Raw genomic sequence first — 21,424 nt, 5'->3', positions numbered from 1 at the left:
AAGGATAAAAAATGTCGCAGAATTCTGCATCGCTGGACGCATTGTTCGGCCCCGTCGCGGCAAAGCCCGATGGGTCCGAAGTGCTTGCGGCGCTGACGGCAGCGGCACGCGAGCGCATCCTCATCCTCGACGGCGCCATGGGCACGCAGATCCAGGGTCTCGGCTTCGACGAAGAGCATTTCCGCGGCGAGGCTTTCGCGGGCTGCGCCTGCCATCAGCAGGGCAACAACGACCTCTTGATCCTGACGCAGCCGAAGGCGATCGAGGAAATACATTATCAATACGCCATCTCTGGCGCCGATATCCTCGAGACCAACACCTTCTCCTCGACCTCGATCGCCCAGGCCGATTACGGCATGGAGGATGCCGTCTACGCGCTGAACCGCGACGGTGCGCGGCTGGTGCGTCGGGCAGCGGTGAGAGCACAGCAGGAGGACGGCAAACGCCGTTTCGTCGCCGGCACGGTCGGGCCGACCAACCGCACCGCCTCGATGTCGCCCGACGTCAACAATCCAGGCTACCGCGCCGTCACCTTCGACGATCTGCGCCTGGCCTATGGCGAGCAGCTGCGCGGCCTGATCGACGGCGGCGCCGACATCATTCTCATTGAAACCATCTTCGACACGCTGAACGCCAAGGCGGCGATCTTCGCCTGCAACGAGATTTTTCTCGAAAAGGGCGTGCGCCTGCCGGTGATGATTTCCGGCACCATCACCGATCTCTCCGGCCGCACGCTGTCGGGCCAGACGCCGACCGCCTTCTGGCATTCGGTGCGCCATGCCAACCCGTTCACCATCGGCCTCAACTGCGCGCTCGGCGCCAATGCGATGCGCGCGCATCTGGCCGAAATTTCAGGCGCCGCCGACACCTTCGTCTGCGCCTATCCGAATGCCGGCCTGCCCAATGAATTCGGCCGCTATGACGAGAGCCCGGACTTCATGGCCGCGCAGATCGAGGATTTTGCGCGGGAAGGGCTCGTCAACGTCGTCGGCGGCTGCTGTGGCTCGACGCCGGACCACATCCGCGCCATCGCCGAGGCTGTCAAGAAATATCCGCCACGCGCCATCCCCGAGATCGAGCGCAAGATGCGCCTGTCCGGGCTGGAGCCGTTCACGCTGACCGATGAGATTCCCTTCGTCAATGTCGGCGAACGCACCAACGTCACCGGCTCGGCCAAGTTCCGAAAGCTGATCACGGCGGGCGACTATGTCCCGGCGCTCGACGTGGCGCGCGACCAGGTCGCCAATGGCGCACAGATCATCGACATCAACATGGATGAAGGCCTGATCGATTCGAAAAAGGCGATGGTCGAGTACCTCAATTTGATCGCCGCCGAACCCGACATCGCCCGTGTTCCGGTGATGGTCGACTCCTCGAAATGGGAGATCATCGAGGCCGGGCTGAAATGCGTGCAGGGCAAGCCGCTGGTCAACTCCATCTCGATGAAGGAAGGCGAGGAAGCCTTTCTGCATAATGCGAAGCTGGTGCGCGCCTACGGCGCGGCGGTGGTCGTCATGGCCTTCGACGAGACCGGCCAGGCCGACACCAGGGCGCGCAAAGTCGAGATCTGCACCCGCGCCTACAAGCTGCTCACCGAACAGGCCGGTTTCCCGCCCGAAGACATCGTCTTCGACCCCAACGTCTTCGCGGTCGCCACCGGCATCGAGGAGCACGACAATTACGGCGTCGACTTCATCGAGGCCACCGGCGAGATCACCGCCACGCTGCCGCATGTGCATATCTCGGGCGGCGTCTCGAACCTGTCCTTCTCGTTTCGCGGCAACGAGCCGGTGCGCGAGGCGATGCACGCCGTGTTCCTCTACCATGCCATCCAGCGCGGCATGGATATGGGCATCGTCAATGCCGGCCAGCTTGCCGTCTACGACACGATCGAACCGGGACTGCGCGAGGCTTGCGAGGACGTCGTGCTCAACCGCGCGCCCAGGGCCGGCGGCACCGCCACCGAACGCATGCTGGAGATCGCCGAGCGCTTCAAGGGCACCGCCGGCAAGGAAGCCAGGGAGCGCGATCTCGCCTGGCGCGACTGGACGGTCGAGCGGCGGATTTCGCATGCGCTGGTCAACGGCATCACCGAATTCATCGACGCCGACACCGAGGAAGCGCGCCTCGCATCCGAGCGGCCGCTGCATGTCATCGAAGGCCCGCTGATGGCCGGCATGAATGTCGTCGGCGATCTGTTCGGCGCGGGAAAGATGTTTCTGCCGCAAGTGGTGAAGTCGGCGCGCGTGATGAAGCAGGCCGTGGCCGGATTGCTGCCGCACATGGAGGCCGAAAAACTGGCCAACGCCGCCAATGGGATCGACAATGGCGAGCGCCAGACGGCCGGCAAAATCCTGATGGCGACTGTAAAGGGCGATGTCCACGACATCGGCAAGAACATCGTCGGCGTCGTTCTGGCCTGCAACAATTACGAGATCATCGATCTCGGCGTCATGGTGCCGGCGGCGAAGATCCTGCAGACGGCTCGAGAGCAAAATGTCGACATCATCGGCCTGTCCGGCCTGATCACCCCGTCGCTGGACGAGATGGTGCACATGGCCGCCGAGATGGAGCGCGAAGGGTTTGACATTCCGCTGCTGATCGGCGGCGCGACCACCAGCCGCGTGCACACGGCGGTGAAGATCCACCCGCGCTATTCCAAGGGACAGACGGTCTATGTCAATGACGCCAGCCGGGCGGTCGGCGTGGTCTCGGCGCTGCTGTCCAACGACAGCAAGGCCGACTATGTCGACACCGTGCGGGCCGAGTACAAAAAGGTCGCCGACGCGCATGCCCGCTCCGAGGCCGACAAGCAGCGGCTGCCGCTGGCCAAGGCCAGGGCCAATGCGCACAAGGTCGACTGGTCGACCTATGAGCCGCCGAAGCCGTCCTTCACCGGCGTCAAGGTTTTCGGCAACTGGGACCTGACGGAGCTCGCGCGCTACATCGACTGGACCCCGTTCTTCCAGACCTGGGAGCTGAAGGGGCGTTACCCCAAGATCCTCGACGACGAGAAGCAGGGACCGGCGGCACGCCAGCTTTTCGAGGATGCGCAGGCGATGCTGACAAAAATCATCGCGGAAAAATGGTTCGCGCCGCGCGGCGTCATCGGCTTCTGGCCGTCCAACGCCGTCGGCGACGACATCAGGCTGTTCAGGGATGAGGCGCGCTCGCAGGAGCTTGCCACTTTCTTCACGCTGCGCCAGCAGCTGATCAAGCGCGACAGCAAGGCCAATGTCGCGCTGTCGGATTTCGTCGCACCGACCGACAGCGGCAAGCCGGACTATATCGGCGGCTTCATCGTCACCGCGGGGATCGAGGAGGTGGCGATCGCCGAACGCTTCGAACGCGCCAATGACGATTATTCCTCGATCATGGTCAAGGCGCTGGCCGATCGTTTCGCCGAAGCGTTCGCCGAGCGCATGCACGAGAAGGTGCGCAAGGAATTCTGGGGCTATGCATCAGACGAGACGCTGGCGCCCGACGAACTGGTCGGCGAGCCTTATCGCGGCATCCGCCCGGCGCCCGGCTATCCCGCGCAGCCCGATCATACCGAGAAGGCGACCTTGTTCCGGCTGCTCGACGGCGAGCGCAATGCCGGCGTCAGCCTGACCGAGAGCTATGCGATGTGGCCGGGCTCCTCGGTGTCCGGCATCTATCTCGCCCATCCCGAAAGCTATTATTTCGGCGTCGCCAAAGTCGAGCGCGACCAGGTCGAGGACTATGCCCGCCGCAAAGCCATGCCGCTGGCCGATGCCGAGCGCTGGCTTGGGCCGATCCTCAACTATGTGCCCGTGGATTATGCCGAGGCGGCGGAGTAGGCGGCGGCGCTCTGGCCGGCTCGACGAATCCGGGCGCGCAAGGTCGGTCAGACCTTAGTCCGTCGCGCTCACATCTCTGGAACAAGCGCTGATGTCCCGCATTCTATCAGCAGGGACAGAAGGAGTGTCGAATGAAAGCCGTTCTCGGATTGGTCGGCGGCTTCGTGCTGACCCTGGCGGTGTTCAGCAGCGGGCTGGCCTTTGCCACTTGGCTGCTTGCCGCCAAGCCCCCGCGCGAGGCAAGACCCACCGTCAGCGTGGCGGAGCTGTGGACCCGGAAAGCGCTTCCGGTCAACAAGGGGGCGCAGGACTTTGAACGTCTGCCGGCCGAGCAGCCCGCGCCTGCGGACATCGCCGTCATGGAACCGGAGCAGGACAAGCAGCAGTCCGATCCCGCCGTCACCGGCGCTATCGCGCCGGTCGAGCTGCCGCCGCCGCATCTCGCCTGGTGCGTCAGCCGCTACCGCTCCTACAACCCTGATGACAACAGCTACACGTCCTATAGCGGACAGCAGCGCACCTGCGTCTCGCCCTATCTCGGCGCCGAGCGCGCCGCGCCGCGAGCCCCTGAGGCGCGTGCCACGGAGGCAAGCTATGTCGTGGGCGCGGGCGCCTACGCGGCTGCCGGCGGCGAACCGGACCATGTCGCCTCCTGCTTCAGCCGCTATCGCTCCTACCGTCCGGAAGACAACAGCTACCAGCCATATTCCGGCGGGCCGAGACGGCAATGCGAATAGCCAGCGCGAAGGGCGCCGCGAACGATTGCGACCGCGCGATTTCTGGGGTCGTTCGGATCGTCCTCAAAGCCCAGGGGAGGAACCACCATGGAAGACGACCGCCATCATAAGATACAGCAGCGCGCCTACCAGATCTGGGAGCGCGAAGGCACTGGCGACCCCGAGCACCACTGGCACCGGGCCGAGGCCGAAATCGACCGCGAAGCCGCTCTGCCGCTGACCGCCGACGACGCCCTGCCGCGCGAGATCGCCAGCACCGACGTGCTGACCGTCGAGGAACTCGCCGTGCGCACCGGCATATCGGGCGACGAGGCACAGGAGCTGATCGACAGGCTGGGCGCGGACAGGGCGGCGGTTGAGCAGGCGGCGCGGGGGATTGAGGGAAAGAGGCGGGCGACGTCCTGATCAGAGGCCTAGGACGATCTTTCAGAGTGTCTTGTTGACACTTATCACTTTGGCAGTCGCGACAGAGGCCGTCATTCTCTGACAGCTTTGCGCCTAAATTGATCCGTGCTGGCCATAGCAACATCCGTAAGCGGACGGTGCCGATGCCGGCGAAGCAGCCCAGATGCCGCGATACGAAGTGCCAACCACTTCGCGGCACCAGCGTGCCTGTAGACACTCTCGCCACTTTCTCTATACGACGTCGAGACGGGGTGGCGAGCAACGATGATCACAGTGTTGGTGCACGAGTTGAATCAGACGCCGATGCGGCGGCTGATTTCGTCGGCAGGGCACTTGTTGCCGCTTTTGCGCATGGAAACCTATCAGTCAGTCTTCCGCCGACTAAACTTTCCCGCGGGTACCTTGGTTTTTACTGATTTTGAGTATCTGAATGGCATGGAAATGATGGCGGCGGCGGATATTGCCGAAGCCGCAAAGCGCGCCGACCCTGATGCTCGAATTCTAAACCATCCCGCGACTGTCCTGGAGCGGTTCGCCCTGCTCCGCCGGCTTCGTATTAGAGGAATCAACCCGGTCGAAGTATCGCGTCTGGAGCAGGATGAGCGACCAACCCGTTACCCTGTTTTTATCCGGATGGAAGATGGCTTTTGGGGGCCGGAAACCAAGCTTCTGGAAAACCCACGCCAACTTGAAGAGGCGATCGCCGTGCTCCAGGGCAACGCCAAGCCGATGAAGCGGCGCATCGCCGTCTCCTTTGAAGCCGATCGCGATTCGAACGGCTACTATCGAAAGTATGGCGCATTCCGCATTGGGGACGCGATTGTGTCCCAGCACATACTTAGGTCCGTCGACTGGAACGTTAAGTCATCGGCAAGCAGCACCGACCCGGATTTCATGCGCGAGGAACTCGCCTTCGTAAAGGACAATCCGCACGCTGAGGACCTGCTTCGCGCCTGCAATACGGGCCATATCCAGTTCGGCCGCGTGGACTACACGTTGCGAGACGGCGCATTGGTGATATTCGAGGTCAACCCCAATCCGACTTTTCCGAAGTTCAAAGGTGGCGCAGCCGCCCGTGAGGAACGACGTGGCCACATTATCGCGGCGTTGAAAGTTGCATTCGAGGCAATCGACAGTTCCGGCACCGGGAGAATCGACTTCCTGCCTTCAGCCGGATCTTACCAATTCATTCAGTCGGGCCGCTGGATATGGCCGGTGAGATGGCTTTGGAGAACAAGAATGGCCCGGCGAAGGAAGATGCAATCGCAATGAACGGCCCGCGAGAAAGCCCACCGGCAGGACAACGGCTCTCGATTTACACCGACGAACCACTCACGCAACTTGCCCGTTTTTCGTTTGATTGGGCTGAGGTGCTGTGTGACCCGAGCCATGGGTGTATGCCCTACCATCGCACGTGGAGCATGATCCGCCTGCTGGAATCGAAAGGTGCCAAGCCGGCCGGCGGGGGGTTCTTTGGACGTGAATTGGCTGCCGTGGCCCAGGAGGGACGCTGTCGGATTCTCCTGTCGGGCGCGGCCGACACCGGCCTGGCGGCAATGGTTCTGGGCCAAACGAGGCCGGTCGGCATCGAGCCCGAATTTGTGCTGATCGATCGCTGTGAAACGACGGTCGAACAGAACAGGCTGTTTGCCCGCTCCGCCGGTTTTGCGCTCGAGACCCACCGCGCCGACATTCGCGGTTGCGACTGTGCGCCGGTGCAGGCAGTTGTCGCCCATAGCGTTCTTAATTTCTTCGACCGCAGCGCACGCCAGCAGGTGGTCGACAGTTGGGCGCGTAGTCTCAAGCCTGGCGGACGCCTGCTTCTCTCCCAGAGGTTGCTATCGGAAAAAGACCAGCCGAGGGGGCCTCGCGGCAGCGCTGAAATCGGCCGCAGGCTTTCGACCATCGAGAAGGCCGCCGTCGCGGCGCATTTTCCTGCCGCTGCCGTGGCGGAGCTGAAGACGGCCGTCGAAGCGCTCTGGGGTGAACCGCTGCATGAAGATCGCACTACATATTCAGACCTTGCGGATATGCTGAAGCAATCCAACCTGACGATTGTCGGCTCGGAGCAGCATCATACCGGGAAAAGCGTTTCCCCGCTTGCCGCTGCCGACAGCGTCCAGACAATTCCAAGATACGAAATCGTCGCCGTCAGGATGTAGCCCGACCACTAGAATAAGTGCGACATCGCAGAAGCGGGAAGGTCGATAGCGGCTATCCGATCGAGATAAAACCAGGTCGCCACTGCGACCGCAACCGAGGTGCAAGATGCCAGTGTCGCCGACTTCAAGGTCAGCTTCTGACCGGCTGCAATCCATACCAGGGTAAACAGGGACAGCGCCGCCGGGACGCCCGCCAGCCAGACAGCGACCGGCAACAGGAGCATCATCATCAACGGCACACGATGGCTTTCCGGGATCGTATAGGTCCGTTCGCCTCCCTGTTTCTCGTGGCCAACAAGCGAGATCGTTTGCACAAGGGCGACCGCGAGCATCGCAAACAGACAACACCAGGCCACGGCCTGCGCGAAGATCGAATAGCCTGGCTGCCCTTGGAGCGATATCGCTGCCAGCACAGCGCATCCACCGGTCAACAGCCATGCGACTGCGGCATCGGCACGCTTTGGCTTGACACGTCGCGGCGGCAAAACACCACCGCGCACGATCCATGCGAGGGAAAGCGCGATTATGACCATGATCGTCAACGACGCCGGCCGTTGTAGAGGGTTCAGCCTGCCGACACGGGCCAACTCCACACTGAGCGCCAGGTTTCGCTCGATGAAGCCGCCCAGGACGAATGATATGACAAAAGGAATTTGCGGCCAGTCGAGGCGCTTCAGCATGTAGCCGGCCAGCCCGAAAGCGACGGCTACGTACAGATCGATCAGCAGCCCGTTTAGCTGCACGATCGTCACGAAGCTGACGACAATGATCGGGAGCGCGATGCGGTCGATCCTGAGAGCAGTCAGGCGCGCAAAATATGGTGTCAACGCCAATCCCACTGCGGACGTCAGCAGGTTCGACACCAGCAGCGCGGTAATCAACGTGAACGTCAGGGGCAAGCCGGTCGTCAGCATCGGTATGCCCGGAACGATGCCGTGTACCGTCAGGACTGTCAGCAGGATCAAGCCGCCCTCGCTGCCGGGAAGGCCGAAGGCAACGGTCGGCAGAAGCGAGCCTCCGTCCTTCGAATCGACGGCCGCTTCCGGCGCAATGATGCCCCTGATGTCACCAGATCCGAACCTTGAGCGCTGGTCCTTGGGGGTTGTCTGGATCGCCTGCCCGTAGGCAACGAAGCTGGCGACCGTTCCTCCAACACCTGGAATGATGCCGACCAACACGCCGATGGCCGACGATCGCATTGTTAGTCCCCAATGACGAAAGACAGCAAGCATACCGGTCCAGATCGAGTCGTTCGCGTTTTCCAGGCCAGCCGCTTTTTCAAGCTGCAATCTTTTTCGCCACGAGATGATTTCAGAAACGGTGAAAAAGCCAAGCAGCAGCGCGACCATGTCGACGCCGTCGAAGAGAGCGATGCTCCCAAACGTCCAGCGTGGTTGGCCATAGGTCGGATCAGTTCCGACAAGACCGACCAAAAGCCCCAGCAGCGCCATCGCCAGCGCTTTCAGACGGGACGCGCTTGGAACCGCAATGATCGTCGACAGGCCCCACACGCCGAGCAGCACGTATTCAAACGGTCCGAATTGCAGGATGAACGGCCGAATGATCGGCATGAGCGCTATGAGGACGAGGACGCCAAAAAACGATCCGACGGCCGAGGCCGTTGCCGCGGCGGCTATCGCGGTGCGAGGCAGGCCGGCCCTGGACATCGGATGGCCGTCGAGCAGGGTTGCCGCGCTTGGCGCATTGCCCGGTATGTTGAAGAGGATAGCCGTTATAGATCCCATGAAGGTCGCGCCGCCGGTAAGGGCGCCAAACAGCAACAACACCGATACCGGATCCCAATGCACGGTTGCGACCAGCAGAAGGGTTGCAAGGCTGGCGCCGCCAATCCCTGGAAGAAAGGACGTAGCCATGGCAACCAAGGTGCCAAGCACCGGGATCAGTATGTTCGGCCAGGAGAATACATTGCCCAGTCCAGTGCCGAGGGCAGCCCAATATCCGGTCATCAGCGCGTTGCTCGCGCATCCCGCTCGAGTTCCGGGTGTTTTTTCAGATACGCTTCCGCCTCATGGAAGGCACTGAGCATATCGTTGATCACGATGACGGTCTGGTCAGCGTCGCGCGGCTCGATTGGACGTTTCTGAGCTTCAAGCGCCACCTTGAACCCATCGCTCTTGACCGCGGCGGAGACGGCGTCACGAAGACAACCTAGCGATTTCTGCTCCATGTCGGCAGGGGCAAAAAATCCCCGCGCTGTCGCCGAAGCTTTCGCGACGGCGATGGCCAACCGCAATCGTTCTTCCTGCTTCTCCTTGGAAAGGCCTTGGCTGCGCTGCCACACCAACCCTCCTTCACCCGCCAGGAAAGCCACGCCTGGCGCGTTCGGGTCAGGTCCCTCCGTGAGAACCAGACCGACTTTGGCTTCGCCTGCGGCGGTCGAGCGCAAGCCTGTCGTCAATGAATTGGATGTCATATCGCCTTCGCCACGCAGGAGCGCGGACATGAGTGCGCCGCTGCCTTCATAGCCCGAGACCACGTCGACCTTGATATCGAGGAGGTGCGCGGTGAGCACTATCGGCAGGATGCCGGCTTCAAGCGACGAAACCGACGCGACCAGATGTTTGGCGCTTTGCAAATCGACATCGTTCCGAACGATCCACGCTTCGGGATCGATGTGAATCAGTCCTATCGGATTTAGCCGATTCATCCAGTTGTCGACGCCAGCCGGAATGTCACCTTGCGAAATTATGTCGGAGACGCTTTCAATCATAAGGACCAGTTCGTCGGATGGCGCATTGGTTACACGCTTTAGCGCCGCAAATCCGCCTGCCGCGGGCATATTCACGACCCTGACATCGAGCTCGGTCGTGCTGGCAAGGGCCGGCGCAAATGCACGGGCATAGGTATCATAGCCGCCGCCGGCAGCGTTGGGGACAACGAGGGTGATTCGCCGGCCGGCGTAGGTGGTTGCGCAAGCGATCTCGCCGCCGCTTGCCGCGGACGGCAGGTAGATTGCCGCGGCGGTGATTGCCGCCAACGCCACACGAAAGAACTTCATCTCGCCAAGCCCCAGATTTCACCCAGTGGTGATACTTTAGATAGCCCTTGCAACGCCAGCGTTGTTCCTTAGCAATCGCGCTTAGTTTCGTGAATGTCGCGGTCTGTGTCGCCAATTGGCGTCCGATCTGCCATGCGGTTATTCAGTTCATTAACCTTTCATTAACCATACCACGGCTAGCGTTTACCTCTCAGTAAGGAATCGCCCGCCGTGACCTTTGCCGCTCCCCTCGAGGCCAAATCCATTCGCTTTCGCGCCCGCTCCTTCGTCGCGTTCACGCTGACGCCGGAGGCGCCTTTGGATGTTTGGCTGGAGAGCCTCGATCGCTGGGTCGGCAACTCGCCGGGCTATTTTGCCGGGCGCCCGGTGGTGCTCGACCTGAACGTGCTCAAGCCCGATGTCGTGGCCATCGAAGCGCTGGTCGATCTACTCGGCCAGCGCGGCATTCGCATCTATGCCATCGAGCTCGACGGCGGCACCGAGCTTGGCGCGCACCTGCCGCCGGTGCTGGTCGGCGCCAAGGAGGCGACCACCGATGGGCTGCTGCAGCCGAGCCGCAAGGCGGGCAGGGCGGAGGACGCCACGCCGGCAGGCGATACGAAGGCGGCCGGTGACATCAAGACAGAGGCCGGCGATTTGAAGGCGGGCGATTTGAAGACGGGCGATCTGAAACCGGCGAGCGATGCCAAGACGCAGCCTCGAGACACCAAGGCCCCGGACGCCGGCACGTTGATGATCCGCTCGCCGATCCGTTCGGGCCAGCTGATCTTCCATCCGCATGGCGACGTCATCGTGCTGGGCTCCGTCGCCTCCGGCTCCGAGATCGTCGCCACCGGCTCGATCCACGTCTATGGCACGCTGCGCGGCCGCGCTTCGGCAGGCGCTCAAGGCAACACGGCGGCGCGTGTCTTCTGCCGCAGGAACGAAGCCGAACTTCTCTCGGTGGATGGCTGGTATTGCACCGCCGAGGAGATGGACCCGTCAGTCCGGGGCAAGCCTGTGCAGGCATTTCTCGACAACGGCATGCTGCGCATCGCCCCTTTCAGCTAATGCGTCTCGCCCGACAACGACATAACGAACAACAATGGAGGCTTTATTGATGGGCAAGGTAGTGGTGGTCACCTCGGGCAAGGGGGGCGTCGGCAAGACGACCTCGACCGCGGCTCTGGGGGCGGCGGTCGCCAAGACCGGCAAGAAGGTGGCGCTGGTGGATTTCGATGTCGGCCTGCGAAACCTCGATTTGATCATGGGCGCCGAGCGGCGCGTGGTGTTCGACCTCGTCAACGTCATCCAGGGCTCGGCAAAGCTGTCGCAGGCGCTGATCCGCGACAAGCGGGTCGAGACTTTGTTCCTGCTGCCGGCCTCGCAGACGCGCGACAAGGATGCGCTGACCGAGGAGGGCGTGGCCGAGGTCATCGGCAAGCTGCGCTCGGTGTTCGACTATGTCTTCTGCGACAGCCCGGCCGGCATCGAGCGCGGCGCGCAACTCGCCATGCGCTTTGCCGACGAGGCGGTCATCGTCACCAATCCGGAAGTGTCGTCGGTGCGCGATTCCGACCGCATCATCGGCCTGCTCGATTCCCGCACCTTGCGCGCCGAGGAGGGCGAGCAGATCGCCAAGCATGTGCTGGTCACGCGCTACGATGCGGGACGCGCCGCGCGCGGTGAAATGCTGTCCATCGACGATGTGCTGGAGATACTGTCGGTGCCGCTGCTCGGCATCATTCCGGAAAGCCAGGATGTGCTGCGCGCCTCCAACCTCGGTTCGCCGGTGACGCTGTCGGAGCCGCTCAATGCCGCTGCCAAGGCTTACATCGACGCGGCCAAGCGGCTCGAGGGCGAACAGCTGCCGGTCATCGTGCCCTTCGAGCGCAAGGGCTTCCTCGATCGTCTTTTGGGAAGGAGGGCGGCATGAACCTGCTCGACATCTTCAAGCGGCGCACCAGCGCGCCGGTGGCGCGCGAACGGCTGCAAGTGCTTCTCGCCTATGAGCGCCGCAACCGCAGCCAGCCCGATCTCGTCTCCATCCTGCGCGAAGAGATCATGGCGGTGATCGCCAAGCATGTGCAGATCGACCAGGATTATCTGCAAGTCTCGATGGACCGCGGCGAGACCATGTCGACGCTGGAGATCGACATCCAGATCCCCAACAAGAGCGCAGTGCCGCTGGCCATGGCTGGGTGAGATTGAAGCTGCTGATCTCCCCCCTTGTGGGGGAGATGGCCGGCAGGCCAGAGGGGGGCACTGTCCCGCTGGCCTGTCAATTACATGTAGCAACGGCTTTGCCGAAGATCTGGATTCGCTGAGAGGTAGCGATCCTTCGCGCCCCCCTCTGTCCTGCCGGACATCTCCCCCACGAGGGGGGAGATTGCGCTCCTCGCGCTCGCCTGCGCCAAGCACCCCCGCCCGGACCTACGGTCCGACCTCCCCACAAGGGGGAGGTAGGGGGCCAGCGCCTCTCCCCAAAAAACATTCAACCAACTAGTTGACTATCTAAAATCTCGCCTCTATATTCAACTACATGGTTGAATTAGAGACGCCCCAGATGGACCAGGTTTTTCACGCCCTTGGCGACGCCACGCGCCGGAACATGCTTAACCACCTCGCCGGCGGCGAGCGTACGGTGAGCGAGTTGGCGCAGCCCTTTGCCATGTCGCTGGCCGCAGCCTCCAAGCACATCAAGGCGCTGGAGCATGCCGGGCTGATCCGGCGCGAAGTGCGCGGGCGCACCCATGTCTGCCGCCTCGAGGCCCGCCCGCTGGCCACCGCCTATCAGTGGCTCGGCCAATACGCGCGTTTCTGGAACAGCCGCCTCGATGTGCTCGAACAGCTTTTGCGCGAGGAGGCGGGGCGCAAAACGCCGGCAGCGCAGACAACGCCGGCACCGGCAAATCCAGAACCATCGAAGCCGGAATCACCCAGGCCAACACCTTCCAAGGGAGACGACCGATGAACCAGATGAACAGCTTCGACGGCTACGCCCAGCTGATCCAGCCGGCCACTTTGAGGATCGAACGGCTTTTGCCCGGAACCAGGGAGCGCGTCTGGGAATATCTGACGCAGAGCGATCTGCGCCGCAAATGGCTGGCGGCCGGCGACATGGAGATGGAGGAAGGCTCTTCCTTCGAGCTGGTCTGGCGCAACGACGAACTGACCGATCCGCCCGGCGACAGGCCGGCCAGCTTCAGTGGCGGCGAGCAGCGGATGCACAACCAGATCGTCGAGTGCGATCCGCCGCGCAAGCTCACCATCACCTGGAACGGCAGCGGCAATGTCACCTTCGAATTGGCGCAGCGCGGCGACGACGTTCTGCTCACCCTGGTCCACCGCCGCCTGCCGGACCGCTCGAGCCTGATGATGCATGCCGCAGGCTGGCACGTGCATCTCGACCTCCTGGTTGCCCGCGTGGCGGCCGAGAAGCCCGAACCGTTCTGGGACAGCTTTAGCCGTATCGTGGCGGAATACGACCGGCGCCTGCCGGCCTGACCTGACCTAACGCATCGCCCGGTCCAACCGGGCACCATCGATCCCTTGCGCCGGATGCCGGCGCAAGGGCCGGCGAAACACGCGCCTTCGCCAGATACCGCGGCGCGTCATCGGAAGTGAAACCAGGCAACGTGCTTGCATCCCGCAAGCCCGAAGGAGGAAGTCATGCGTAAATTGATCACCGGAATGAAGATCTCCATCGACGGCAAGATCGAAGGCCCCGAAGGCTTCGCCGACTGGGTCGACAACTGGTCGGAGGAATACGGCCTGATGCCTGAGATCGACGCCTGCCTGCTCGGCGGCGTCATGTATGCCGGTTATGAGCGCTACTGGAGCGCGATCCAACAGAACGAGCCGGACCAGCCATTGCCGATGACCGGCAGACTGGTCGACCCGGCCGAACTCGAATGGGCGCGCTTTGCCGCGAAAACCCCGCACTATGTGTTGTCGAACACCATGACGACGGCAGCCTGGGCCTCCACGCGCTTGCTGCGCAGCCTCGACGACATCGCGGCGCTGAAGCGCGAGCCCGGCAAGGACATCTACCTCATGGGCGGCGCCCGCCTCACCGCCAGCCTGATCGAGGCGGGGCTAGTGGATGAAATGCGGCTCATCGTCTACCCGCTGCTCGCCGGCGACGGCAAGGCGCTGTTCGGCACGGTGCACGCCCGGCACGGACTGGAACTGCGCAAGGCCGAGGCGCTTTCGGATGGACGTGTGAGCCTGGTGTATCGGCTGGCGAGCTAGCCTCTTTTCCTCTCCCTCCGGAGGGGAGAGGTGGCGCCGCGAAGCGGCGACGGAGTGGGGGAAGGCGCTCATGAAACCCACGGTCGCCGCCTCCGGCAAGCAGGCAATCGGGCGGATGTGATGGACGGTCGGCCCCCCCGCCCCGGTTGGGGGGCACGCCCCCCACAAACCCCCCGGCCGCCTCCCCCGCCACCCACCCACTCGGGGGTTTGTCTGGCCCGGCCCCCCCCCCCCCGGTCGCGCTGCGCGCCCCACCTCTCCCCCGATCGACGGGGGAGAGGAAATGCGTCGGCGTTCGCCTTCCACGTCTTGCCCCATCAACAGTCTGCCCGTGCCACACGACAGCCAGGCCTATTATCCATATCTCGGGCCAACGCTGCGGCGCACCGCGCGGAGGGACTGGAATTGACGTCGACGCAGATTGCCGCAGCTGAAGCGAAGGGCTTGCCGATCGGCGCGTTGCTTGGCGCCATGGTGTCGATCCAGATCGGCGCCACCTTCGCCAAGGGCCTGTTTCCACTGATCGGCGCCAATGGCACCACGGCGCTGCGGCTGGTCGTGGGGGCGCTGATGCTGGCGGCGGTGCTGAGGCCGTGGCGGGTGCGGCCGTCGCGCGCCGTGCTGCCCTGGCTCATCGCCTACGGCGTCAACCTCGCGGCGCTGAACCTTTTGTTTTACGCAGCGCTCGCCAGAATTCCGCTCGGCGTCGCGGTGGCGCTCGAATTCTGCGGCCCGCTGCTCGTGGCGACGCTGTCGTCGCGGCGCGCCACCGACTTCGTCTGGGTGGTGCTGGCCGTTGCCGGCATATTGCTGTTGTCGCCCTTCATCCACTCCGGCAGTGCACTCGACCCGATCGGCGTGATGCTGGCGCTGGCCGCCGGCGGCTGCTGGGCGCTCTACATCGTCTTTGCGCAAAAGGCGGGCGCCGAGCTTGGCAGCCAGACCACGGCTTACGGGCTGGTCATTGCCGCTGCTCTCGCCCTGCCGTTCGGCCTAGCCGAGGCGGGTACCGGCCTGATCGCACCCGCGATCCTGGTCAGCGCGCTGCTGGTCGGGCTGTTCTCCAGCGCCTTGCCGTTCTGGCTGGAGATGGTGGCGCTGACCCGGATGCCGGCCAGGCTCTACGGCACGCTGACCTGTCTGGAGCCGGCGCTGGGCGCGCTGGCCGGCTTCCTGTTCCTGCACGAGACCCTGAGCCCGCTGCAGTGCGCGGGCGTCGCCGCCGTGGTCGTCGCCGCCTTCGGCGCCGCGCTGACCACCAAGCCGCCGGTGCCGTCGCCGGAATAGTTGCCCGAGATGGGTATATGAGGCCGACGCCATGTCCGCCGGTCCCGTGTCCGGTTGCTCAAGCGCCTGCAGCATCGATATATGGATCGATGTATGTGCAGGAGATCCAGATGAGCAGGGCCGACAGCATTGCTTGAGCCGTCCGTGATCAAGGCAATACTCCTTGTCGGGTTCGCCGCTGTCGTTGCGGCTCTCGCCTGGCGGCTGGCGCGGTCTCGTCTCAGAGCCCGGCTTCGTGAAGATCCGGCCAACGACTACGCCGTGCGCCGGGACTGGTCGGGCAACCACGGCAAGCTCAATCATTCGTCCTTTGTCTATTTCGATGCCGATCGCGACGGCCGCTACGGGCTCGGCGACCGCCCGATGGCCGGCATCATGGTCAGACTGCATGATGGCGACGGCCGCTTCGTCGCCGCGGCGCGGAGCAACCGCGGCGGCTTTGCCAATTTCCTGGCGTCGGCGAAACGTCGGGCCGCGCCCATCCATGTGCCGGGCAGCTACCGCTTCACCGTGTCGGTTCCGCCCGGCTGGCGCTCCAGCAGCGCCAACGAGGTCCAGTCGCAGCACCTCCGGCCGCTGCCGGGCTCGCCCACCGGGCTGGCCTCGGAAGCAATGCTGCAGCCGGTCGGCCTGTTTGCGATACGCCGGCTCAGCGGCCGCGTAGCGGACGGTGCTTCGGCGAGCATCTCGGTGATGGCGAAAGGGCAAGAGGTGGCGGTGCATCCGCTAAGTGCTGGGGCTGACTTCCGTCTCGATCTGCCCGATGACGCCGACGCGATCGAAGTCACCGGCGATGGCATGGAACGACGACTGGCCTTGTCCGCCTACCCGACCGAGCTCGGCCTGCTGTCGCCCGAGAACGCGGCTGTCGACAGCGCCGCGTCCTTGCAGGCCATCGGTTTCGACGATGTCACGACGCGCGGCCTGCGCAAGGTGCCGTCCGGTTATGCCGGGTTGACCTGGTTCAACCTGAACGCACTGGCGCGCGATCATACCGAAGGCAGCGAAGGCTACGTCAACGGCAATATCTCGGGAGACCATGTCTGCTATACGAGCAGCGGACACCCGGCCGAATTCTCGAGCGACAAACCGTTCGGGTTCCATTCCGTGATGCTGACAGCGGCATGGTTGAAGTCCGAAGGCGAAACCGCACTGGTCGAGAGCTGGCTTGGCGACCGGCTGATCGCCAGCGACACGATCGTCCTGTCGGCACTGGCGCCCGTCCACTATGCGCCGATGCTGGCGGCGGTGACGCGCGTACGCCTCTCCACGAGCCACTATTGGCAGCTAGTGCTCGACGATCTGGTGGTTGTGCGCTGAACGGTCCCGCCGCCTGCGGGAGATCATGCTCCGGAAACGATCAAGCCGCCCGACTCTGCCAGGAGGATCTCGATCTACCGGGGAACGAGTTTAGCCCGGAATAGGAGCAGAAGCGCCGTTCGCGGTGATCTGCGAGAGCTTGCCCTTTTTTACCAGCACTGGCTTGGAATAGGTCTTCCTCATTTTCCACTCTCCACGTCGGGCACCCAAAGCCCCGTTCCCGGCCAGACGGCACGAGGCGTCGGATAATCGGCTGCTAGACGGCGACCGGCCCGGAGCCGTTACCATTATCGGCTGTAACCTGCGAGAGCTTGCTTTTCTTGACCAGCACCGGCTTCGAATAGGTCTTCTTCATGCCGCATCTCCAGTGTCAGGCGAGGCCGCCAGATCAGGCGACAGTCCGACTCAACGACTTCACTCGATCGGGCCGGAACCCGCTCCATTGGCGAGCGCCGTAACCTGCGAAAGCTTGCCTTTTTTGACCAGAACAGGCTTCGAATAGGTTTTCTTCATAGTGAATCCTCCAAGCTTACGCGATAATGCCAGACGGATCGGCACTGTCAACCTTCGCGGCGCCGTTGTCCCGTCCCGGGTTTTCTTGGTCCCGATGCACTAACTGCAAGTCCACCTTCATCGACAAAGCGTTGTTCTTGGGCGTGCATGGCGTGGCCGGGTTGCGGTGCGAAAAATGTCCGAAACTGCGGCGGGTCTGGCCTGGCTGGTCGGCCTGCTCAGGCAGACCGGAAATGCAGCGCTATCTTCGGGTGCCGCGTAAGCATTGGCCTGGCCGTCGCGGCGGTCCTCAAAGCTCCTTTTCCGCCAGTTCGCGGAAGGCATCGGGAACCGAGCGCCGGGCTTCCAGCGCCACGGCGCCATAGCCGACAGCCTCTCTGCCAAAGCGCTGGCGGATCTTGTCGATGGCGCGGTCGGCGCCAAAGCGCGCTAGGCCTTGCCTGCTGCCGGGCCGCTGCTTTTCATCGGCAAGGCCGAGCGGCAGCTCCAGCTGCAGCTCGGCACTTTCTTCTAGCTGCGACACCGAGATCGCCAGCAGCGAGATGGTCTTCTCCCGAGGGTTGGCGGCCAGCACGCCGCGCACCAGCTCCCCGGCGATTTCGGCCAGCATCGCGGTTGCCGAAATCGGCTGATCGAGCGTCAGCGAGCGTGTGACAGCGTGCAGATCGGCGAAACGCACGCGCACCGTCACCGTGCGCCCGGGCCGTGATTTCGCCCTGAGCCGGCTGGCGACCCGGTCTGCCAGATGCAGCAGGACGGGTCCGAAGATACGCGCCTCGGCCGGCCGTCTGCCAAGCGCCGACTGCGCGCCGGCGGAATGCGACGGCCTGTGGGTTTCGAGCTTTCGCGGGTCGCGGTTCCATGCCAGCGACGCCAGCTTTTCGCCGGCGGCGGGCCCGAGCAACCTTCGCAGCGCCCCGCTATGCGTTTTTGCCAACTGGCCGATGGTCTCGATGCCGATCTCGGCCAGCCGCGCTCTGGTCGCCGGGCCGACGCCCCACATCAGCCCGACCGGCAGATCATGCAGGAAGGCAAGTTCGGTGTCCGGATCGACCACCACCAGCCCGTCGGGCTTGGCCACCTGCGAGGCGATCTTGGCCAGATGCTTGGTGCGCGCCACGCCGATCGAGATCGGCAGGCCGAGCTCTGCCCGGACGCGCCGACGCACCGTGGCGGCGATCTCGGCCGGCGGCCCGAACAGATGCGTGCAGCCGGCGACGTCGGCAAAGGCTTCATCGATGGAAATCCGCTCGACCAGCGGCGTGAAATCGTCGAGCACCTTGATGGCGGCGTCGCCCAGCCGCTGATAGTCGGCGAAATGGCCGCCGACGAAAATCAGTCCGGGGCAAAGCTCGCGCGCACTTCGTCCGGGCATGCCGCCGCGCACGCCGAAAACCCTGGCTTCGTAGGAGGCGGCAAGCACGACGCCGCCGCCGACGGCGATCGGCTTGCCCCTGAGCGCCGGGTCGAGCAACTGCTCGACCGAGGCGTAGAAGGCGTCGAGATCCGCATGCAGGATGGTGGGCTCCATCCCGACCGTTCCCTTTGCGGCGTTGCAGCATTAGCCGCGTCTGTTGTGAGAGGCGTTTTTGCCGAACAAATAGAGAACAAACAGGGCCTATTGTCAAGCGAAGCGGTTGTCGTCGGCCGGCCCGTTCCAGGTCGGGCTGTCGAGTGCTCCGCCTGGGCATCGGACCTGCGGAACATTGTCTCTCGCCTCGGCGTTCATATCCGCGACGGGACGCTGTTTTTGTGGAGGCCGGTATGGGCCAGTTCGAGATGATCGACCTCGTCAGCGTCATTGACGCCTGCACGAGCGATCGCGTTGCCGGGCACTGCGTGTCAATGGCCAGGGCGGTGGAGGAGTTGCGAGTGCTGACCGGTGATTTCGTATCGCCGGACGAGACGGTGGCCAACGCGCTGTCGGCAGTGGCGCTGGGGCGCGGCTGCGCGGTGGTGTTCGACGAGCGAGCGGGCGCCGACATCTTGCTGACGCCGTAGCGGGGCGGCGCCGGGTTGTGGCAGCCAGAAAAGTCGAACAGCGTGCAAAAAGCTGTGCAGGCATGGCCCATAAGCGCGGCGTGGAAAATTTCTGCGCGTGGGTGTATTCTCCAGGACGCAAGCGGTCGCAGACCGCATAGGGGGAGAAATGACATGCCGAGGATTTCGGAACTCTTTTTCAAAACTGCCATCTTGTTCCTGATGTTGGGGATTGCGGCCGGCCTGCAGATGGCGATCTCGGGCGACCACGCCGCTTTTCCGGCGCACGCGCATATCAATCTGCTCGGTTGGGTGACGAGCGCCATCTTCGGCGGCTACTACGCGCTCAATCCGCAAAAGGCGGCGCGTCGCGTCGCCATGATCCACTACGGGCTCTACACTCTCGGCTTGGTGATCATGCTGCCGGCGCTGTACGTGATGCTGCAGGGAAACCCGGCGCTTGAACCGATCGTCGCCGGCGGCTCGCTCATTATCGCCGCTGCCGTTCTGGTTTTTGCTTTCGTGGTGTTTTCGCCCGAAACGCGCTCGGTGTCCGGCGTGGTTCCGGCCTCTCGCTGACTGTTCGCGCGCGGCGATCAAAGTCCGACCCGCGTTCGCGACCCGCGACACGGGTTGGCCAGGCCGATTGCCGCAGCCGCTTGCTGCGGTGTCTATCTCCGCGTCGGCGCTTAACATACCCGAGTCCCACCACGTATTATTTCGTGACTATTTGGCGCCGGAACCTTCCCAGATATCGCGCGTTGCGGCGACTGTATTCGCGCTGCCTTATATATAGGCAGCCTTGAGTACGTCCACAGCATGGGTTGGGGGAGGAGCAGGACACCATGTCGAACAGAGAAATCGGAACGTCGGCCTCCCTGGGCCGACGCATCGCCGATCTGAAAGCCAGGATGCGAGACGCCAGCGTTACTGAACACGAGATGCAGACCTTCCAGAAGGTCGCAGCCATCATGGGAGGTGTCGAAGGCTCCCTACGCCTCGACGCCGACGACCTGATCGCGGCGTCCTTCGTCACCGAGGCGCTCGGCGATCCCGGGTCGAATTGAAGGTCAGAGCCCGTCGGCACCCAAGTGCCGGCGGTCGATGGCCCGGTTCGCAGCGCCGCGATGCCGGAGCGTGTCTGCACCGCCCGCGGCGGGGATTTCTTGCGCACTTTGAAGATTTCAGGCGAGCGGCCTCGACGGCGCTTGAAATATTGGGCTTCGCGTTCGTGCTTCTCGGCTGCTTCTCGGCTGTCGAAGGTGCCGAGATTGTCGCCGTCCAGCCCTTGACCACAAGGGCTAAGCCAAACCGCCAAGGCGGCTTAACGAAGGATCCGGCCAGCCGGATCCTTCGAAAAATCGCGATGCTCCGGCATCGCCTTCAGCTCATCCTTGGTCCAACTGGTGACGGCGTGGACGTCCCGGGAAACCTCTCGAAAGTCCGCGGTCGCTGCCTTACACGTCGTCGAACGGGCCGCCGCGCCTCGCCAGGTCGTGACCAATGGCGGCTTCCTCGGCGTCGTCGGGCAAGGCATCGTCACTGTCCTGGTAGGGGTTGTCGTCATCCTCCTCGGGCAATTCGCCTTCCTTCTCGACACCGGTGGTGTCCGGCAGGCTTTCCTCATCTGCTCCGTCGGGCAGGACCGTTGCGCCACGCAGCGCATCCCAATCCTGCCGGCGCGGCGTCGGCGCTTCCACCTCGTCATTGGCGATCCTGTCGCGGGCATCGTTTTTGCTCGGTGGCGCCTCGACCTCGTCATTGGGTTTTCTGTTTCGTTCTTCCATGATTGCCTCCTCCGGGCGGCTTTGCGTCGAGAAGGTGGAACTCACTTCCGGCTGTCAGGTTCCGGCAACCACTCCATCTCCGTGGAACCAATTGCCGCCAGTCTGCTTTGCCAAGGACTAGTCTGCTTTGCCAAGGAGATGAATCCAGAGGAGCTGGACC

General features: G+C 63.5%; 23 protein-coding genes. 16 read left to right on the top strand and 7 right to left on the bottom strand.

What is annotated here, in order from left to right:
- Window positions 1-11 precede the first annotated feature (11 nt).
- The 5 genes from metH (at window position 12) to NKI15_RS09240 (ending at window position 7,125) form a co-directional block, all read left to right on the top strand.
- Complete coding sequence (gene metH / locus NKI15_RS09260; protein ID WP_352514253.1) at window positions 12-3,821, top strand: methionine synthase; 3,810 nt, start codon at window positions 12-14, stop codon at window positions 3,819-3,821.
- 131 nt (window positions 3,822-3,952) lie between these two features.
- Window positions 3,953-4,558, top strand: a complete 606-nt coding sequence (locus NKI15_RS09255; protein WP_352514254.1) for a BA14K family protein — start codon at window positions 3,953-3,955, stop codon at window positions 4,556-4,558.
- 87 nt (window positions 4,559-4,645) lie between these two features.
- Entirely contained in the window at window positions 4,646-4,963 is a 318-nt protein-coding gene (locus NKI15_RS09250) for a DUF2934 domain-containing protein (protein WP_023747869.1), read from the top strand.
- A gap of 264 nt (window positions 4,964-5,227) precedes the next feature.
- A complete protein-coding gene (locus NKI15_RS09245) occupies window positions 5,228-6,235 on the top strand; it encodes a hypothetical protein (protein WP_352514255.1) in 1,008 nt (335 codons plus the stop codon).
- Complete coding sequence (locus NKI15_RS09240; RefSeq protein ID WP_196814116.1) at window positions 6,184-7,125, top strand: class I SAM-dependent methyltransferase; 942 nt, start codon at window positions 6,184-6,186, stop codon at window positions 7,123-7,125. The genes NKI15_RS09245 and NKI15_RS09240 overlap by 52 nt, the downstream gene beginning before the upstream one ends.
- Window positions 7,126-7,133: 8 nt before the next feature.
- Here NKI15_RS09240 and NKI15_RS09235 read toward each other — a convergent pair whose 3' ends face one another.
- Window positions 7,134-9,092 (bottom strand): tripartite tricarboxylate transporter permease, encoded by a 1,959-nt coding sequence (locus tag NKI15_RS09235; RefSeq protein ID WP_352886041.1) that lies wholly within the window; start codon window positions 9,090-9,092, stop codon window positions 7,134-7,136.
- Window positions 9,092-10,144, bottom strand: coding sequence for a Bug family tripartite tricarboxylate transporter substrate binding protein (locus NKI15_RS09230; RefSeq protein WP_023754659.1), 1,053 nt, complete (start codon window positions 10,142-10,144; stop codon window positions 9,092-9,094). The genes NKI15_RS09235 and NKI15_RS09230 overlap by 1 nt, the downstream gene beginning before the upstream one ends.
- A 210-nt stretch (window positions 10,145-10,354) precedes the next feature.
- Here NKI15_RS09230 and minC point away from each other — a divergent pair, with 210 nt between their 5' ends.
- From minC to NKI15_RS09190, 8 genes are all read left to right on the top strand, one after another.
- Entirely contained in the window at window positions 10,355-11,194 is an 840-nt protein-coding gene (gene minC, locus NKI15_RS09225) for a septum site-determining protein MinC (RefSeq protein WP_352514257.1), read from the top strand.
- Window positions 11,195-11,243: 49 nt separating this feature from the next.
- Window positions 11,244-12,059, top strand: a complete 816-nt coding sequence (gene minD / locus NKI15_RS09220) for a septum site-determining protein MinD (protein ID WP_023670342.1) — start codon at window positions 11,244-11,246, stop codon at window positions 12,057-12,059.
- Window positions 12,056-12,328: a cell division topological specificity factor MinE gene (minE, locus tag NKI15_RS09215; RefSeq protein ID WP_023684809.1), complete on the top strand. Its 273-nt coding sequence runs from the start codon at window positions 12,056-12,058 to the stop codon at window positions 12,326-12,328. The genes minD and minE overlap by 4 nt, the downstream gene beginning before the upstream one ends.
- Window positions 12,329-12,665: 337 nt before the next feature.
- Complete coding sequence (locus tag NKI15_RS09210) at window positions 12,666-13,097, top strand: ArsR/SmtB family transcription factor (protein ID WP_023749879.1); 432 nt, start codon at window positions 12,666-12,668, stop codon at window positions 13,095-13,097.
- Entirely contained in the window at window positions 13,094-13,630 is a 537-nt protein-coding gene (locus NKI15_RS09205; RefSeq protein ID WP_023749880.1) for an SRPBCC family protein, read from the top strand. Before NKI15_RS09210 ends, NKI15_RS09205 begins: the two co-directional genes overlap by 4 nt.
- A gap of 165 nt (window positions 13,631-13,795) precedes the next feature.
- Window positions 13,796-14,377, top strand: a complete 582-nt coding sequence (locus tag NKI15_RS09200) for a dihydrofolate reductase family protein (protein ID WP_031209893.1) — start codon at window positions 13,796-13,798, stop codon at window positions 14,375-14,377.
- A gap of 405 nt (window positions 14,378-14,782) precedes the next feature.
- On the top strand, window positions 14,783-15,664 hold the full coding sequence (locus tag NKI15_RS09195) for an EamA family transporter (RefSeq protein ID WP_023693874.1): 882 nt from the start codon (window positions 14,783-14,785) through the stop codon (window positions 15,662-15,664).
- Between the two features lie 144 nt (window positions 15,665-15,808).
- Entirely contained in the window at window positions 15,809-16,984 is a 1,176-nt protein-coding gene (locus NKI15_RS09190) for a hypothetical protein (RefSeq protein WP_023749882.1), read from the top strand.
- Between the two features lie 90 nt (window positions 16,985-17,074).
- On the opposite strand, the gene NKI15_RS09185 is transcribed toward NKI15_RS09190, so the two are convergent.
- From NKI15_RS09185 to dinB, 4 genes are all read right to left on the bottom strand, one after another.
- Window positions 17,075-17,167, bottom strand: a complete 93-nt coding sequence (locus tag NKI15_RS09185; protein ID WP_023689018.1) for a hypothetical protein — start codon at window positions 17,165-17,167, stop codon at window positions 17,075-17,077.
- 73 nt (window positions 17,168-17,240) lie between these two features.
- The gene (locus NKI15_RS09180) at window positions 17,241-17,339 is read right to left on the bottom strand and encodes a putative RiPP precursor (RefSeq protein WP_352515341.1); all 99 of its coding nucleotides are present in this window, start codon (window positions 17,337-17,339) and stop codon (window positions 17,241-17,243) included.
- 59 nt (window positions 17,340-17,398) lie between these two features.
- Window positions 17,399-17,497, bottom strand: a complete 99-nt coding sequence (locus NKI15_RS09175) for a hypothetical protein (protein WP_023670351.1) — start codon at window positions 17,495-17,497, stop codon at window positions 17,399-17,401.
- Between the two features lie 289 nt (window positions 17,498-17,786).
- A complete protein-coding gene (gene dinB / locus NKI15_RS09170) occupies window positions 17,787-19,028 on the bottom strand; it encodes a DNA polymerase IV (protein WP_023749883.1) in 1,242 nt (413 codons plus the stop codon).
- Between the two features lie 233 nt (window positions 19,029-19,261).
- Between dinB and NKI15_RS09165 the strand changes: the two genes are divergently transcribed.
- The 3 genes from NKI15_RS09165 to NKI15_RS09155 all read left to right on the top strand — a co-directional run bounded on the left by NKI15_RS09165 (window position 19,262) and on the right by NKI15_RS09155 (window position 20,544).
- The gene (locus NKI15_RS09165) at window positions 19,262-19,498 is read left to right on the top strand and encodes a hypothetical protein (protein ID WP_023670353.1); all 237 of its coding nucleotides are present in this window, start codon (window positions 19,262-19,264) and stop codon (window positions 19,496-19,498) included.
- A gap of 153 nt (window positions 19,499-19,651) precedes the next feature.
- Window positions 19,652-20,056, top strand: coding sequence for a heme-copper oxidase family protein (locus NKI15_RS09160; protein WP_023705174.1), 405 nt, complete (start codon window positions 19,652-19,654; stop codon window positions 20,054-20,056).
- Between the two features lie 266 nt (window positions 20,057-20,322).
- The gene (locus NKI15_RS09155) at window positions 20,323-20,544 is read left to right on the top strand and encodes a hypothetical protein (protein WP_023670355.1); all 222 of its coding nucleotides are present in this window, start codon (window positions 20,323-20,325) and stop codon (window positions 20,542-20,544) included.
- 390 nt (window positions 20,545-20,934) lie between these two features.
- Here the strand turns inward: NKI15_RS09155 and NKI15_RS09150 are convergent, their stop codons facing one another.
- The gene (locus NKI15_RS09150; RefSeq protein WP_023705173.1) at window positions 20,935-21,264 is read right to left on the bottom strand and encodes a hypothetical protein; all 330 of its coding nucleotides are present in this window, start codon (window positions 21,262-21,264) and stop codon (window positions 20,935-20,937) included.
- Between the last annotated feature and the right edge of the window lie 160 nt (window positions 21,265-21,424).

It is taken from the genome of Mesorhizobium sp. M0862, from assembly GCF_040319795.1.
GTDB lineage: Bacteria > Pseudomonadota > Alphaproteobacteria > Rhizobiales > Rhizobiaceae > Mesorhizobium.
Note: the sequence above shows the minus strand (reverse complement) of the source record. Positions and strands in the feature narration are given on the sequence as shown.